The sequence below is a fragment of the Streptococcus marmotae genome (genome assembly GCF_001623565.1).
GTDB classification, from domain to species: domain Bacteria; phylum Bacillota; class Bacilli; order Lactobacillales; family Streptococcaceae; genus Streptococcus; species Streptococcus marmotae.
The window spans coordinates 1,870,292-1,886,295 of record NZ_CP015196.1 but is presented as its reverse complement, the minus strand read 5'-3'; the positions used below and the strand labels follow the sequence as shown (position 1 = coordinate 1,886,295).

Genomic DNA, 16,004 nt, shown 5'->3' with positions numbered 1-16,004 from the left:
CAAAACCCCTAGTTTTTGACATGTTTTTTATAAAAAAATAGAAGATGCTCCCTGAGATCTTCTATTTTTCTTTACATTTTGTATTTGTTTTTCCTATTTGCGCTATCACATCAGACTTTCTCGCTCTCATCCAGCGATAACAAGTCGACTTGGAAATGCCTAATTTTTCGGATGCTATCTGAAGCGTTATTTCAGACGCCTCTAGCTGTTTCATAATGTGATCAAAATTTGGTGGGCGTCTTTTTATCGGACGTCCAAACTTCACCCCTTTTTTCTTGGCTTCTATTATCCCTTCCAATTGTCTTTGCTTTATATTTTCACGCTCAACTTGTGCTACATAGGACAAAACTTGGAGGCATAAGTCTGAGATAAACTTTCCTGTAATATTATCAATTTTCAGATTTGTATTCAGTAATGGAAAGTCCAATACCATAATGTCAATATTTTTTTCTTTTACAAGGTAATTCCATTGTTTGATAATTTCATCATAATTACGGCCTAAGCGATCAATTGATTTAATCACGATTTCATCCCCCTTTTCGAGGCGCTTTAGCATTCTTTTGTATCCTTTTCGATTAAAATTCTTACCAGAAGACTGATCGATAAACAAAAACTCCTCCTTAATCCCTTCTTGACGCATCGCCGTCAGTTGACGATCAATATTTTGCTCTCGTGTTGATACACGAATATACCCATATTTCATTACATCATTCCCTCCTTTTTTCATTGTTCTATTATCTCATTCACTTGTCTAGAAGAAATGGGGTACTGAAAAAAGATAGAAAAAGAATAGGAAAAACATAGAAAATGGTCGATTTATTTTCATTTTTTTACATAAACCAAGAAAATAGCTTTCTTTGTTAAAATCAGGCTCTATAATATCTGTAGTGGGTACGCCCGCCGCAGAGATTATAGAGCCTTTTTCAATGTGGAAAAAAAGTTCCATATGACCTATAATGAAAAGCGACAAAACTATCATTTAGAAAGACTCATATGGAACAACTAAATCTTATCACAAATTTTCTCAAAATGAAAGACAAAAATAACATCATCGCTATCCTTGATGGAAGAACGCAGGCGGTCATCCGAAATCACTTCCTACGATACCCTAGACAGGTCAGAAACCGCGTTAAATTCATCACTATGGACATGTTTAGCCCTTACTACAAATTAGCTAAACCCTTCGCTCTCCAATTTCTAAGCTCAGGCTGAAACAGTCTATTCCCAGACTGTTTCACTCCCACATGCCAAAATCGTGCTGGATCGTTTCCACGTTGTGCAACATTTAGCTCGTGCTATGAACCGTGTCCGTACCCAAATCATGAATGCTTTTGACCGCAAATCGCATGAATACAAGACGCTCAAACGCTACTGGAAACTGGTACAACAAGATAGCCGTAAACTCAGTGACAAGCGGTTTTATCGCCCAACCTTTCGCATGCATTTGACCAATAAGGAAATCTTAGACAAGCTCCTATCCTACTCAGATGAGTTACGACAACATTATGAACTCTATCAACTTCTTTTATTCCATTTCCAAGAGAAGAATTCAGATCATTTCTTTGACCTAATTGAGCAAGAAATAGCCACTGTTAACCCTATTTTCCAGACGGTATTTAAGACGTTTCTAAAGGATAAGGACAAGGTTTTAAACGCCTTGGAATTGCCTTATTCCAACGCTAAATTGGAAGCTACCAATAATCTTATCAAAGTCATCAAGCGTAATGCCTTTGGATTTCGGAACTTTGAAAACTTCAAAAAGCGGATTTTGATTGCCATCAATATCAAAAAAGAGAAGACCAACTTGGTCCTCTCTAGATGTTAGCTGACATCTACCCACTACACTTAACAAAGAGCCAGAAAAAAGATCTGAGATTGACTCTCAAATCTTAACTAGTCTATGCTATTTTCGTCTCGGTTTCAGTGCAGACAGGCCATGGACTTTGACTGTCTGAAGAAGATAAGGCCAGGCATTTTGACTGATTTTGACACTTCTTCCCTTGGCCAAACGCTTCATCTGCGCTTCGTAATAACTAACACCGATAATAGGACCCAGTGCCTGATCCAATTTTGAAAGACCTGTTGTCAGGCGTGGTGTTGACAGCTGAAAATCACTGTCTTCTCGATAGTCATTGACCAGACTTGGTCGCAGGACAAAAGGCCGTGCAAGACCAATCATGGCTACACCTTCTTCAATTGCCTCTTCCATTTGAGTGACCTTACGAAAGCCACCTGTTGACACAATGGGAACTGAAGTAAGGTCTGCTAAGGCTACCGCATAGGTGACAAAGCCAGCACCACTCTCATATTCACCACCGAAGACAGGAGTTTCATAATTACCACCTGAAACTTCAATCAGGTCAATGCCCAGGTCAGCCATACGTTTTACCACATACTTACAATCCTCGAAACCAAAGCCTTCTTCTTTAAAATCAGAGGCATTCAGTTTCAGTGCAATGGTAAAATCAGGTCCCACTTTTTCACGAAGCCCTTGGTAAATTTCAACAAGAAACCGTAGGCGATTGTCCAGACTTCCTCCATAAAGGTCTGTCCGCTGATTATCAGCTGGCGAGAGGAATTGATTGATTAAGTAGCCATGGGCAGCATGCAACTGTACCCCTGTAAATCCAGCAGCTTTTGCACGAACTCCAGCCGCAATAAATTTATCCCTGGCTTCCTTAATCTCGAAAACGGTCATCTCTCTGGGCGGACGAAAGGCAGACGCTGAACCGCCTGAAATCGGAATAGCACTCGGTGCAATAGGCTCTTGATTGATGGAGCGATACATCTGTTTGCCAGGGTGATTAAGTTGGAGCCAGATAGGGACACCGGTTTTTTGTCCAACGGCTGCCCATTTTCGAAATTGATTCAAATGAGCGTCTGAATCAAGGACCACATTGCCCGGTTCTCCCAGATAGCGACCATCCACCATGACATTACCTGTCACTAGGACGCCCATACCCTGCTTGGCCCAGTAATCGTATAGAGCAATCAAGTCATCCGAGGGAGCTTGTTGCTTGTCAGCCATGGTTTCACTCATAGCTGATTTGAAAAAGCGGCTCTCTAAGACCTGACCATTTGGAAGTTGGAGAGGTTCCAACAGGAGTTTATCCATGATTTGCCTCCTTAAAAACAGAAATTTTGTCTTCACAGTAGGTAAGCAGCTTTTGCAAACTGACTGTTGAAAAGCTCTGATCGGTGACTGGTTTGACCTGACAATCATCAAAGTAAAATCCCGATTGGTCAGCAACTTCAGCTGATAGGGCTAAATAGTAGCCGGTTTTGATGCCTTCTTCCACACTTTTAGGCTGATTCTTAGCCTCTGTTAACTGACTAGCGTTAGCTTGTTTGGTTATGATTGGTTCACCCCCCGTCACCATCTTAGTGGCAATTAAGCCTGGGTGGTAGGAATTGACCGTGATAGGCAGTTTCTGATCAGCAAACTGTTCCGCAAAATAACGGCTAAGCCAAATGATATATAGTTTAGAATTATTGTAAGCTAACTTGGGACTGTACACCCGCTCAAAACCAAAATCTAAGTCTGTCGTGTCTGCAAAGTGGTGCATATAGGAAGAAGTGTTGATGATACGACCCGCTTCCGTTCTTGCTAACAAAGTCTGTAAATCCTTTATAATCATATAGGGAGCCAAGACGGACACCATAAAAGTCAGTTCGACATTCTCCTCATTAGCCTGCCGTTTGGAACCTGAAAATATCCCAGCATTATTGATGAGAATATCTAGCTTTTTAAAGTCCCTCTGGATAGCTTTGTTAAACTGCTTGACTTCCTCTATTTTAGAAAAATCAGCCCGATAAGCATGTAGAAGGTTGCTACCAGTTTCCTGTTGAAGGCTCATCAAGGTTTCTTGCAGTTTTTCTTTGTTACGCCCATGAAGAATAACCTCGTGTCCTGCTCTTGCCAAGGTCAGAGCCAAATGTCTACCAATACCGTCCGTCGAACCTGTGATTAAAATAGTCTTAGTCATCTCAATTCTCCTCAAAAAGGGTGAGCTTTTCCCGACAATAATTCAAAAGTGCCTGTCCTCTATCTCTATCATAGCCTTTCAGACTAACCTTGGCTACCTTCTTTTCTGAAAAGTAACGTCCTGATACGGTAGCAACTTCAGGAGAGAGGGTGAGGTAGTAACCTGTTTCAATCCCTTGGTCTAAGTCCTTAGAAAATGGTTTCATCAAACTAGTCAGGATACGACTTTTAAGGTTTCGTTTGACTCCGTCATTTCCCAAATTGGTCGCAATCAGGCCTGGATGATAGGCATTGACCGTAACCGATGACCCTTGCTTTTCTAGGGCTTCTGCCTGAGCAATCGCCAACCAAATGGTATAGAGTTTGGCATTGTTATAGGCCATGGCTGCGGAGTAACTCTTCTCTAAGCCAAAATCCAAGCCCTTGCTTTGGGCAAAATGGTGCATAAAGGAAGAGGTATGGACGACCCTACCTGCCTCTGCTTGTTCCAACAAAGGCAGCAACTCTGTCGTCAAGATATAGGGAACTTGGACAGACAGCATAAAGGTCATCTCGATATTTTCTGCCGTTGCCACACGGGCGTCACCAAAGTAGGCTCCCGCATTATTGAACAAGACATCAATCTTGTCAAAATCTCTGCGAATCTCCTCACTAAAACGATAAACATCTGCTAGCTTTGAAAAGTCAGCTAGGTAGCCGTGAATGTTTTTATTCCCAGTTTTTAGTTGAATATCACTGAGGGCTACACGTAGCTTTTCACTATTTCGGCCGTGGAGAATGACTTCATGTCCTTCACTGGCTAATTTCAGAGCCAAATGCTTTCCAATTCCATCCGTAGAACCTGTGATTAAAATGGTTTTAGACATCCTAAGCCTCCAAAAATGCTAGCAATTCTTTGGAAAATTCATCTGCATATTGGAAGATAGAACCGTGCCCCGCCTTAGGATAAATAATTAACTTACTTCCTGCAACCTTCTCATGCATGGCATACGAATTTTCTGTCGGAACCTGCATATCCTTTTCCCCATTGACAATCAGTGTAGGCTGGGTAATATAGCGCATATCGTCTTTAGCAGCCTTTCCCCAGCGCTTAATCGCCTTTAATTGGGTCAAGAAACCAGGAATATTCATATCCTTGTCTGTATGTTCAGCCCTTCTCATGCCCATACGCCCTAACACCTTATTGGCTTCGATTTTTCCTTCTTCATCATGATTATAGAAGATATAGCGTTTGGGATCAATGCGCTCAATTCCTGCTTTTAGCATGTAACGAAAGGTCTTGCCCGTCACCCTATCCATCTCAAGTCCACCACGGGGACCTGTTCCAGCTAGGATTAAGCGATTGACCATGCCACCTTTGATGCGAACAATTTCTTGTGCAATCATACCTCCCATAGATAGACCAAGAAGGTTAATCCGCTCATGGCCTAATGCCTTGAAGATTTCAATTGCTTGTTCTGCCATTCCTGGTATAGTCGGGGCCACTTTTCCTTGACTGGCTCCAACACCAGGAAGGTCTACTACGATGACATGCTGTTTTTCAGCTAGTAGATCCAGTAACTTGGGATCCCAATTATCCAAAGTCGCTGCCAAATGCACTAACATGACCAAGGGAAGAGCTGACTTTCCTTTCCCAAGCTCACGATAGGCAATCTGCTGGCCTGCGACTGTCACGTATTGATTTTTTGTAGTGATGTAAGACATGTAATTCTCCTATCCTTTCTAAAAACTAAGGACTGTTTTTCCGCGTGAACGACCATTAGCGACCTTATCGAGTGCTGCATTTACCTCCTCAAATGGATAGACCGTGTCGATAGACGGTTTAATTTGCAATTTGCTGAAAAGATCTGCGACTTCTTGTAGCTGTTCCCCATTGCTTTCAACAAAGATGAAATAATAGTGAACACCGTACTTGTTTGCCATTTTATCAAACTTACGTCCAGCTTGTTGTAATAAAATTTGCTTCCATTTTGGTAAATTCATGCGTTTGGCAAAGTCCCCATTTGGCATCGCTCGAAGGGAGACCAAGTGCCCACCTTTTTTCATAATTGACATTTGCTTTTCAGTCTCTGCCCCGCCAAGTGTGTCCAAAACGTAATCCACATCTTTTACCGTCTTGGTATAATCTTCTTTCTGGTAGTCAATGAAACGATCTGCCCCTAGAGCCAAAACGCGCTCCCCATTTGCTCCATCGCCATTAGTGATGACGGTTAAGCCTTTGGCTTTCGCGATTGGAATAGCCATACCACCAACACCCCCTGTGCCTCCAGAGATGAAAATAGTCTTACCTGCCTGTGCCTTCATCAAATCCAAGGCCTGCATAATGGTCAATGCTGTGAGCGGAACCGCAGCTGCTTCCACATCTGTCAAATAATCTGGTACCTTAGCCAAGGCTTGAGCATCAACCGCTATGTATTCCGCAAAAGCACCGATGTTATCGAGAGGAAGACGACCAAAAACACGGTCTCCAACTGCAAATTTCGTCACATGAGCTCCTACTTCTTCTACCAAGCCAACCACTTCATTTCCAGCTGTTTGTGGAAGTTCATAAGGAACAATCATCTTGACTTCTCCCCGTGAAATCATGTTATCGAGCGGATTGACTCCTGCTGCTGTCACCTTGATGAGAACTTGGTTGCTAGTAATCGACGGTTTGGCAATGTCAGTTACGGTTAGTGTAATGTTCTTTTTATCATACGTTGTGTGTTGTGCTGCTTTCATGTGTTTCTCTTTTCTATTCTTTTTATTTGTATTTGTATCAATTACAGGTATAGCTGATGTCTAAGAAAATCTGACACACAGGTCAGATACGGCTTTTCTTAGCTGTTTGGTAAAGGTTCTCAATCACATTATCTAAGGTTTGATGCGCCAAGTCTTCTTCTAGTTGTTTTTCAACACTGGCAAAAATCGGAATCATTGCACCCTCGATATGCTGACCAACTGGACAGTCTTGATTGGCATGTTGATGAATTTGAAAAAGACGGATATGGTCTACTTCCTGAGTAGCCAAATAAATCTCCAATAAGGATATTTCCTTAGGGTTCTTGCTTAGCTGATAGCCTGAGCGACCTTGCTGGGACGTAATTAGCCCTGCGTTTTTCAAGAGCGCAATGACCTTACGGATATAGCTTGCATTGGTTCCAACGCTCACAGCCAAGGCCTGCGAACTCAAGACTTCCTTACTTTCACTAATCATGGTTAAAATATGGAGTGCAACAGAAAATTTTGTATCCATAGTTCCTCCTTTCTGTTCTTGTATTTGTTACAAGAACAAGTTTAACATAAGGAAATCAACTTGGCAAGTCTTTTGCTCAATTTTTTCAAAAATATTGAGTAATCTATCAAGAAAATTCCTGAAAATTAACTACAGGGATCTCTTCTGCCCATTTTCAACATAGGTCAAGGTCTGATCAATTTGATAGGCATGAACTGCTGAGGCATAGGAAATCAGTTGATTGTTTAGTGTAGGAGCAACTGTCTTGTAAAATTCTTCTCTGGCTTCCTGATTTCTAAAACCAATGATAATGGAGGCGTGTAAGTGTTCTGCTTTGGGATTGTCATGCGCAACATTTGGTGTATCCCAAGTTGCCTCATTCCAAGGCATGTAGACTTGCGAGCGTGTTTCCGTTACTCCAGCTACTTTTGAAATTTCAGGAGCTAAACTGTCGTTGATAAATTTTTTAAAGGAAGCACTGCTAACCCCTTCTTTTCGACGGATGTAAAGGACATCTCGTAGCTGACTACCTGACTGCTCAGCTGTTTTAAACCATCTGGATGAAAAGGGAAAACCCATGTGCATCAGTGTTCGACGAAAGACATTTACTTCATCTTTAAAAGCTAAGGCTGTTTGATGACGACCTGCAACTGGTGACAACAGATTGTCAAAGGTGACTTCTGCAATGCCATCTATTCGACGGTCAGGTGAAATACTTGTTTCAAGACCAGCTGTACTTGGCCAAAAACTATGCTGGGTTTCACTAAGATGTTGTTGGCGGTATTCTGACAGCCCTGGTGAGGCAGCAATAATCTGTGAATGTGGCCCAGACCAATAGTCCATTCCCTCTTTCCGAGGCTTGTCCTCTCTCATCCAAAGTAAAATAGATACCGAAAATTTTTTGTCGTATTCTTTTGTCATGACGTTCTCCTTTTTGTTGTTGTATCAATTACAAGAACAAGTTTACCATAAGAAAATCAACTTGGCAAGTCTTTTGCTCAATTTGTAAAAAATAAAAAGCCATCGATAGATAGCTTTCTTGATTATCGTACTTGTTCAAAGCGCAGATGTACATTGATACGGTCTCCGTAACCATTGCGTTCAAGGTCCCGCTGGAGGCGGTAAGAAATATAGTGCTCTGCAATAGTAATATAGCCTGCATCAATCAAACGGTGTTCAACTTGTGATTGTACCATGCTGATGGTTGGACGCTCTGTATGAGCTTCTTCCAAATCTAGAACGACTTTTTTAGTGACTTGAGCCAAATTTTGGCGCCAAGTATCATCGATGACATAGACAGTACGAGCAGCTTTTATAATCGCTTGGTAAATTTTTTCTGGATCAAAGTCAACGACTTCCCCACTACGTTTAATGACTTGCATAAAAAGCTCCTTTCTTACGGTTTTCAAACCCTTATCTACTCCTATTATCCAAGTATTATGGAAATTTGTCAAGTTTTTTTCCTAAATATGGTATAATATTTTCAATATAAAAAAAGGAGAAATGAAATGACAAATGCCATGCCAAAACGTCAAGAAATTGACGTGCAGTTAACTTGGGATACTTCCCTAATGTATCCTTCTCATCAGGCTTACCAAGAGGGTCTTGCTGCTTACAAAACGCAAGTTGAACAATTTGAAAAAGCCTACAAAGACAACTTGACTTCTCTTGAAGTGATTATCAAGGCCCTTAAAGAATATGAAACGCTTCGTGCTATCGATAGTAATTTAAGCCACTATGCCTTTTTAAATCTTGATGTCGACAAGATGAATCCTGAACTGGCTTCGCTTGCCAATGAATACCAAGTAACCATTGCTTCAACTTTTCCAAAAATCGCATTTTTACCTACCCAACTTGCCCTACTGGATGAAGCATTGTTACAGGAAGTAAGCGCTGCTCAACCACAATGGACTAGTTTTATCAACGATATTTTACGACAAAAACCGCATCAATTACACCCATTGCAAGAAGAATTGTTAGCGAATTTTGCTCCAACATTTGGCCAACCTTACCGTAATTATGAGACCACAAAATTTGAAGATATGACCTTTGACGATATCGAGGTAAATGGTCAAACATACGGCAATAGCTATGTGCTTTTTGAAAATGATTATGAAATTAGTCATGATACGGAGCTTCGTCGCAAGGCAGCTGAAGGCTTTTACTCTACCCTTCGTAAGTATAAGAATACAACGGCTGCTGATTATCTCTCACACATCAAAAATGAACAAATTGAAGCGAAATTACGTGGTTTTGATTCAACGATTGATTATCTATTGTTCAGTCAAAATGTTTCGCGGGATTTATTTGACCGTCAAATTGACGTGATTATGAACGAATTAGCACCCCACATGCGCCGCTATGTCAAATTAGTTGCCAAAGCACATGGACTTGAAAAAATTACCCATGCAGACTTAAAAATCAGTCTTCCTTCAGATTTCAACCAACGGATTACGCCAGAAGAATCCAAACAATTCTTGATTGACTGTCTCGGTATCTTGGGTGAGGACTATGTCAAGATGATTGAACAGGCCTTTGATGAGCGCTGGATTGACTTTGCTCAAAATGAAGGCAAAGCAACTGGTGGCTATTGTGCAACCCTTTACGATGGACCTTCTTACATCCTCCTATCTTGGACAGGCTTGATGAATGAGGTCTTGGTACTTGCACATGAACTAGGGCACGCAGGTCATTTCCAATTAGCGAAAAAGCAAAGTATTCTGAACTATGATCCGTCACTCTACTTTATCGAAGCTCCTTCTACTGCAAATGAAGTCTTGACTTGCAATACCCTCTTGAAACAAAATCAAGATCCAGATTTCCAAGCCTACCTCATCAGCGAGTTGATTAGCCGTACCTATTTCCACAACATGGTCACTCACCTATTGGAAGCAGCATTCCAACGAGAAGTTTACACTCGTTTGGACAATGATGAATACCTCAATGGTGATATTCTCTGCCAAATTAAATTAGATGTGATCAAGGCCTTCTGGGGCGACGACTTTGAAATCGGAGAAGATGCAGGGCTCATCTGGATGCGCCAGCCACATTACTACATTGGCCTCTATCCGTATACCTACTCAGCAGGTCTCACGATTGGTACAGCCATGGCCAAACAGCTTGAGGAAAATCCAGAAGCAGTTGTCGAAAAATGGCTTGAAACCCTTTCATTAGGTGCTAGCTTGTCTGCTCAAGAATTGGCTCAACATGCTGGTGTGGATGTGTCAACTGACAAACCGTTGAAAGAGACGATTGCCTATGTAGGTTCCTTGGTTGATAAATTAGAAGAATTAGTCTAAAAACAAGAACTGCCTCAGTTTTTCAGCTGAGACAGTTTTTTATATTTTAATGAAATAGAAGGCTGAACAATGCGACTATTCTAAACTAGATTTTGTGCAGTCTTTGTAGCTATTTCAGCCTACTGACCATCACGCTTCCAGTCAAAATGCGTGCCGTTAACACTATAAGCTTCATATCCACTCCGATTTAAAACAGCTGCAGCTTGGTTCGCATAGGTGCAAAACATCCCTCTGCAATATAAGATAATAGTCTTATCCTTATTCAATTTTTCTAAATTATCTTCCAAAACAGCATAAGGAATATTGACTGCCCCCTCAACATGATCCAGTTCAAACTCCACCTCGGACCGTAAATCCACTAGCTGAGCCTGACGAGCAAAGACCTTATTTTTTGCTTCCGCTAAATCAATGGTCTTTATCTGGTCGTCACTCGCTATAAATTGCTGTTCGATAAATCCCAGCATCGGTGATTGCTCCTCACTAATCTGGTGAATATCTTGCAATAATCGTTCTACCATTTCTGATGAAACGCTGTACCAAACGTATTTCCCATCTTTTTTTAATGTCACTAGACTAGCCTCTTTTAACACTTGCAAGTGCCTAGAGGTATTCGCAATCGTCATATCTGTCATCTTAGCGAGCTGCTCAACGGATTTAGGCCCATGAATGAGGCGATGTAATAGTTCTAAACGTTTTTCGCTAGATAAGGCTTTCCCGATGCGTACATATTCTTTGAATACCTGATCCATATACTGTCTGTCATCTAACACAACTCTTACTCTTTTCTCTTCCATTTATTATACAGTATTGATTATACCATATCTTTTGCTATCTGATTGAAAAAAACTCTCACTTCCTTGCAGAAGTAAGAGTCAAATTATCTATACGTTCCATTTTTTGGCAGCCATATTTCCCAAAATACCACCGCTCACGAGGAAGATGAGAAATATCCAACCAGATAGGGAGAAATTTGCAATCGGTGTAAAGAGTGCTCCGACATTACATCCATTGGCCAGACGTGTCCCAAAACCCATCAGGAAACCACCTAAAATGTAGAAGAAAGCTTGTTTCTTTGTAATCCGTAATTCTGATTTGCAGACTTTTGTAAAGGTACCTGAGGTTAGCAAGAAGATGATTGTACCAAACACAATTCCCAAGTTTTGAACACTGATTGGATGGTTTAAAAATGGTGTGGTAAAGGCTTTTTCTGGCATCAAGGTAAAGCTTGCAAGACTGGACGCATCAACACCAAACAAGAGTAAAACTTGTCCAAACCATAGACCGTAAGGTGTGCTAGCACCCCAACCAGCCTTGGTAATCCCCATCAATAGGGTAAAAAGAATCGCTAATACAACTGCTGCTGTACGTAAAGACCAAGCTTTTACAAATAGACGATCATACCAATCTCCTACAGTTATAGGTGCTTCAGTTGCTACTTCATTTACTTCCATATCTTGGATTTTTTCACCGAAATGGCCAGAATAAGTCCCATCTTGCTTCCGACGAGCTTCGTAGCGATGTGCCATCCAGATAACAAGAAGACACAAGATACCAGTTAGAACAAGAGCGCCTAAGTACCCATCTAAGCCATCAAATTTGAAAAGGTCAGGCAAGTAGACTCCACCGTAGAGTTTTTCACCAGTTTCACTTGTTACCCAAGATTTTTGAATCCAAGAAGCGCTATTTTGAATAGGAAAGCCGATAAAGACACCCAAACAGAAGAAAATCAAGGTTAATAGTCCTCTAGGAAGGGCTGTCACCAAATCGGTCAATACACCTGAAGCACAACAAGATGAGAAAGTCATCCCAAAACCAAAGAGAATACCTCCTAGCAACAAGCCCCAGTTAATTGGATTGACCCATAAATCATAAGTGGAAGCATCCACATTGAATAAGAAAGCTGCGCTGAGCAGACAGGTAATAAAGAACATCATCATCATCGTCCGCATCAGACGTGTAGAACCTGTTCGATACGCACGATTAACACTTCCTGCAAAGCCTGTATACCCTCTACTCAAGGTATAACCTAAACCAGCACCGATGACCAAGCGGAAAAACAGCATGTCTGATGACAGATAATAGTGCCCAAATAACAGGATAGCAACGATCCCCACTATCCCTGTAATACGCTCAATATTTTTCATTTTTATTCTCCTAAATTTTTTATTTCCGATTGCTAGTCACTCTAAAGTATAAGAAACCTAGCAATATCCAACCAACTAAAATCCCCATCGAAATACCGCCTAGTTGACTAGGAGAACCTGGTACTAGAAGTAATCCGATAAAGAAGAAACTAATAACAACACCTAACTGGCTCAATCGTTTATCAACTGGACTTTTAGCCAGTTTAGCGCTGATAAAGCAAACATAGGCATAGGTGACTGCCGCCATGAGACTTGATAAATCGACAATATACAAGATGACCTCGCGCCCTAAAAATAAGAGCAAAGCTGCAATCAGCGATACAAATTTCAAGGCCTGCTCCGCTACTTGGTGTCGATTTTGTTGTGCATAGCGACTCGGCAGCAACTCATAAAGAGCAAGCGAGGACACCACCCGACTACTTGCGATTAGAAAGCCGTTAATTCCGCCCACAACTGCTGCAAACAAGGCGATACAAAGAGCTCCAAAGCCTAACCAGCCTGCATAGGTCAAGACTGCACTGCCACTTGCCCAGGCTAGGTGTTTGGCCTGAGTAGGTGAATAGGCCAGAGCCGTCATCAGATTTAACAAGTTATAAATCAAGACACCGACCATTGTCGCAAGCAGGGTCACCTTGGTCGCCGCCTTGATGGAAAAGCCTAAATCCGTCATCACCTGAGGGACAATATCAAAGCCAACAAATAAGAAGGGGATAATGGCGACCACTCTGATAATAGCTGCCCAATCAAGCTGATAATGTGCGACATAAGACGCGTAGAACTGCTGCTTATTTCCATGGAAAAACATCCATATACTCAAGATAACAACCGTCGCAACCAAACAGAGAATCAAGATTTTTTGAAAGGTCATCGACAGGACTAAACCGCGCTTGTTAATCCAGTAAAAGAAATAGATAATGCCCATCCCTATGCCAATCTCTGATAGGTAAACAGGATAGCCTGCAATCGTGTAGAGATAGCCATAGGAAACAGTCCCCAAGATTTCTCTAAGCACCAAGACAACGGCTGTTGCATTTAAGGAAATCAGTGTTAGGTAACAAAAGCTAAGTGCCCAACCAACGACAAATCCATGTTTCTTTCCGAGATGAACCAGCGTATAGGAAAATTCTCCTCCCTGCTCATGATGTCGAAACATCATCGTATGATAGGCTACTTGAATGGCATAGATTAAAATACCACCGACTAAAAATCCAATAGCCGTATTGATTACTCCTGCTTCTGGTAAAAATTTATTTCCCGGTAAGTAGAAAGACCCCCATCCAATCACAGCGCCAATCACGAGGGCACTTACATCTAATTTTGACAATCCTTTAGACATAGCTAATTAAAATTATAGCCTGTGACAATCGGCTCACGACCCGTCGTCTGATCTTTAAAGTACTCATAATAGCTCAACATCAGGAAAGAACCTTGGATATTGATGATATTGTCGTATCCGTAGCCTTTTAAAGCACAGATGGCATAGTAACTATTCCAAGAAGTGCGGCAATGAATGTAGACTGGTCTATCTTTTGGAATTTCATCTAAGCGCTCGCGAATTTCATCCAAAGGAATATTCACAGCGCCCTTGATATGTGAGGCTTCAAAAGCTGCTTTGCCACGGACATCAAGGATAAATTCTCCATTTTCAACCAAGCTGCGGACACTTGTAACAGGTACTTGTTCGTAAGCACCATGTAAATAGTTCAAGCCGACAATCCCTGCAAAATTCACGACATCTTTCGCTGTAGAAAAGGCAGGCGCATAACACAATTCCAAGTCTTTCAAATCTTCCAAGTAACCACCCATACTGATAATGGTCGCAATGACATTAATATTCTTGACTGGATTTCCCTTACTAATAGCTTGGGCGCCGAGTACCTTACCAGTTGGGTATTCATAAACGAGTTTGAAGTGCATTGGCGAAGCCTCTGGCATTAAGCCAACACGGTCATTTGGAATCACGAGGGCAACACGATAATCAATACCTTGAGCTTGGCAACTCTTTTCATTGAGACCAGTAGCTGCTGCATTTAAGCCGAAAACACGGATACAAGATGAACCAATTACTCCACGATTTGCTTGTGGTTGACCAGCTAGGGCATCTGCTAGATTTCGTGCTTGCTTTTGGGCAGGTCCCGCTAACGGCAAGCGCATTTTCTTGCCTGTCTGACGATTGGTCACTTCAATCGCATCTCCAATCGCATAGACATCTGGTAAATTGGTCTGGTAGGTCGCATCAACCGCAATCGCTCCTGTTTCACCCAACTGAATACCAGATTCAACGGCAAAATCAACATCTGGAGCCACACCAATTGCCATAATAACTGCTTGAGCAGGTAAAGTTTTACCGCTAGCAAGACGGACAGTGTCTTTTGTAATTTCTTCTACCGCATCTTCCAAGATAAGATCAACACCATTGTCTAGAAGCTCCTTGTGTAACATCTGGACCATATCCTCGTCAAAAGGTGTCATGATTTGTGAGCTTGCTTCTACTAGATGGACTGTTTTCCCAGTCTTTTTAAAGCACTCTGCTACTTCTACACCAATAAAACCACCACCGACAACAACAATTTCTTCTGCTTGTTCAACCGTTAAATGCTGGTCAATAGAACGCACATCGGAAACATTTTTCAAGCTAAACACATGCGGGCTATCATTTCCCTTAATAGAGCGTGGCAAGATTGCTTTTGCTCCGGGTGATAGAATCAAGGCATCATAGCTGTCTTCAAACTCCTCACCAGTTTCTAGATTTTTCACTACGACCTTGTGCTGATCTGAAAGGATTTTGATAACTTCATGACGGACTTTAACGTCTAGGTTATAAGTCTGCTTCAAACTCATTGGATTATAAAAAATCAAGTTTTCGATCTCTGCAACTTCTCCACTAAAGTAGTTGGGCAGACAGCAATTGGAAAAGGAGACATCGTATCCTTTGTCATAGATTTGAATCGGAACCTGTTCATCGATTCGACGGAGACGAGCTGCTACAGAAGCTCCTCCCGCAACACCACCGACGACAATATATTTTTTATGCATTTCCTACCTCCTTAGTTTGTGATATTTTTTTCAATCTTATTTTAACATTCAATTGAATGTTTGTAAACGCTTTTTTAAAAACATAGATAAACAATAGATAAGCTTCTTTATAATAATTATTTTTAGAATATTCTGTACTTTTATTGCTACAATATCTTTCATAAATCTGATTTTCGAATACTCAATTCATCTACAACTAATTATTTTAGTGTAGTATAGAAAAACAAACCTACCACAAATGTGATAGGCTTGTTCCCTTAATAACACTAGATAATTGTCTTCTCTCCAAAAATCATGAGACACATTCACTCGTTTGACGTCGTCTA

General features: G+C 41.3%; 14 protein-coding genes and 1 pseudogene. 2 read left to right on the top strand and 13 right to left on the bottom strand.

Annotated features, from left to right (window positions below; genetic code table 11):
* Positions 1–61 precede the first annotated feature (61 nt).
* Positions 62–703 (bottom strand): recombinase family protein, encoded by a 642-nt coding sequence (locus tag A4H00_RS09305; protein WP_067090067.1) that lies wholly within the window; start codon positions 701–703, stop codon positions 62–64.
* Between the two features lie 332 nt (positions 704–1,035).
* On the opposite strand from A4H00_RS09305, the pseudogene A4H00_RS11520 reads away from it, so the two are divergent.
* Positions 1,036–1,825 (top strand): annotated as a pseudogene (locus A4H00_RS11520) (transposase); the annotation flags it as partial.
* 78 nt (positions 1,826–1,903) lie between these two features.
* Here the strand turns inward: A4H00_RS11520 and A4H00_RS09285 are convergent.
* The 8 genes from A4H00_RS09285 to A4H00_RS09250 all read right to left on the bottom strand — a co-directional run bounded on the left by A4H00_RS09285 (position 1,904) and on the right by A4H00_RS09250 (position 8,581).
* Complete coding sequence (locus A4H00_RS09285) at positions 1,904–3,115, bottom strand: NADH:flavin oxidoreductase/NADH oxidase family protein (protein ID WP_067090054.1); 1,212 nt, start codon at positions 3,113–3,115, stop codon at positions 1,904–1,906.
* Positions 3,108–3,986: an SDR family NAD(P)-dependent oxidoreductase gene (locus tag A4H00_RS09280; RefSeq protein ID WP_067090050.1), complete on the bottom strand. Its 879-nt coding sequence runs from the start codon at positions 3,984–3,986 to the stop codon at positions 3,108–3,110. The genes A4H00_RS09285 and A4H00_RS09280 overlap by 8 nt, the downstream gene beginning before the upstream one ends.
* A 1-nt stretch (position 3,987) precedes the next feature.
* Complete coding sequence (locus A4H00_RS09275) at positions 3,988–4,851, bottom strand: SDR family NAD(P)-dependent oxidoreductase (RefSeq protein ID WP_067090045.1); 864 nt, start codon at positions 4,849–4,851, stop codon at positions 3,988–3,990.
* 1 nt (position 4,852) lies between these two features.
* Positions 4,853–5,689, bottom strand: coding sequence for an alpha/beta fold hydrolase (locus A4H00_RS09270; protein ID WP_067090041.1), 837 nt, complete (start codon positions 5,687–5,689; stop codon positions 4,853–4,855).
* A gap of 18 nt (positions 5,690–5,707) precedes the next feature.
* Entirely contained in the window at positions 5,708–6,706 is a 999-nt protein-coding gene (locus A4H00_RS09265) for an NADP-dependent oxidoreductase (protein ID WP_067090037.1), read from the bottom strand.
* 82 nt (positions 6,707–6,788) lie between these two features.
* A complete protein-coding gene (locus tag A4H00_RS09260) occupies positions 6,789–7,220 on the bottom strand; it encodes an Rrf2 family transcriptional regulator (protein ID WP_067090033.1) in 432 nt (143 codons plus the stop codon).
* Between the two features lie 129 nt (positions 7,221–7,349).
* Positions 7,350–8,120: a hypothetical protein gene (locus A4H00_RS09255; RefSeq protein WP_067090030.1), complete on the bottom strand. Its 771-nt coding sequence runs from the start codon at positions 8,118–8,120 to the stop codon at positions 7,350–7,352.
* Between the two features lie 122 nt (positions 8,121–8,242).
* A complete protein-coding gene (locus A4H00_RS09250) occupies positions 8,243–8,581 on the bottom strand; it encodes an ATP cone domain-containing protein (protein WP_067090026.1) in 339 nt (112 codons plus the stop codon).
* Positions 8,582–8,707: 126 nt separating this feature from the next.
* Between A4H00_RS09250 and pepF the strand changes: the two genes are divergently transcribed.
* The gene (gene pepF / locus A4H00_RS09245; RefSeq protein ID WP_067090022.1) at positions 8,708–10,498 is read left to right on the top strand and encodes an oligoendopeptidase F; all 1,791 of its coding nucleotides are present in this window, start codon (positions 8,708–8,710) and stop codon (positions 10,496–10,498) included.
* 119 nt (positions 10,499–10,617) lie between these two features.
* Here the strand turns inward: pepF and A4H00_RS09240 are convergent, their stop codons facing one another.
* The 4 genes from A4H00_RS09240 to A4H00_RS09225 all read right to left on the bottom strand — a co-directional run bounded on the left by A4H00_RS09240 (position 10,618) and on the right by A4H00_RS09225 (position 15,678).
* Complete coding sequence (locus A4H00_RS09240; RefSeq protein WP_082815629.1) at positions 10,618–11,292, bottom strand: ArsR/SmtB family transcription factor; 675 nt, start codon at positions 11,290–11,292, stop codon at positions 10,618–10,620.
* Positions 11,293–11,379: 87 nt separating this feature from the next.
* Positions 11,380–12,642 (bottom strand): YeeE/YedE family protein, encoded by a 1,263-nt coding sequence (locus A4H00_RS09235; RefSeq protein WP_067090017.1) that lies wholly within the window; start codon positions 12,640–12,642, stop codon positions 11,380–11,382.
* 19 nt (positions 12,643–12,661) lie between these two features.
* Positions 12,662–13,978 (bottom strand): APC family permease, encoded by a 1,317-nt coding sequence (locus A4H00_RS09230; protein ID WP_067090014.1) that lies wholly within the window; start codon positions 13,976–13,978, stop codon positions 12,662–12,664.
* A 2-nt stretch (positions 13,979–13,980) separates the two neighbouring features.
* On the bottom strand, positions 13,981–15,678 hold the full coding sequence (locus A4H00_RS09225; protein WP_067090010.1) for an FAD-dependent oxidoreductase: 1,698 nt from the start codon (positions 15,676–15,678) through the stop codon (positions 13,981–13,983).
* Positions 15,679–16,004 lie beyond the last annotated feature (326 nt).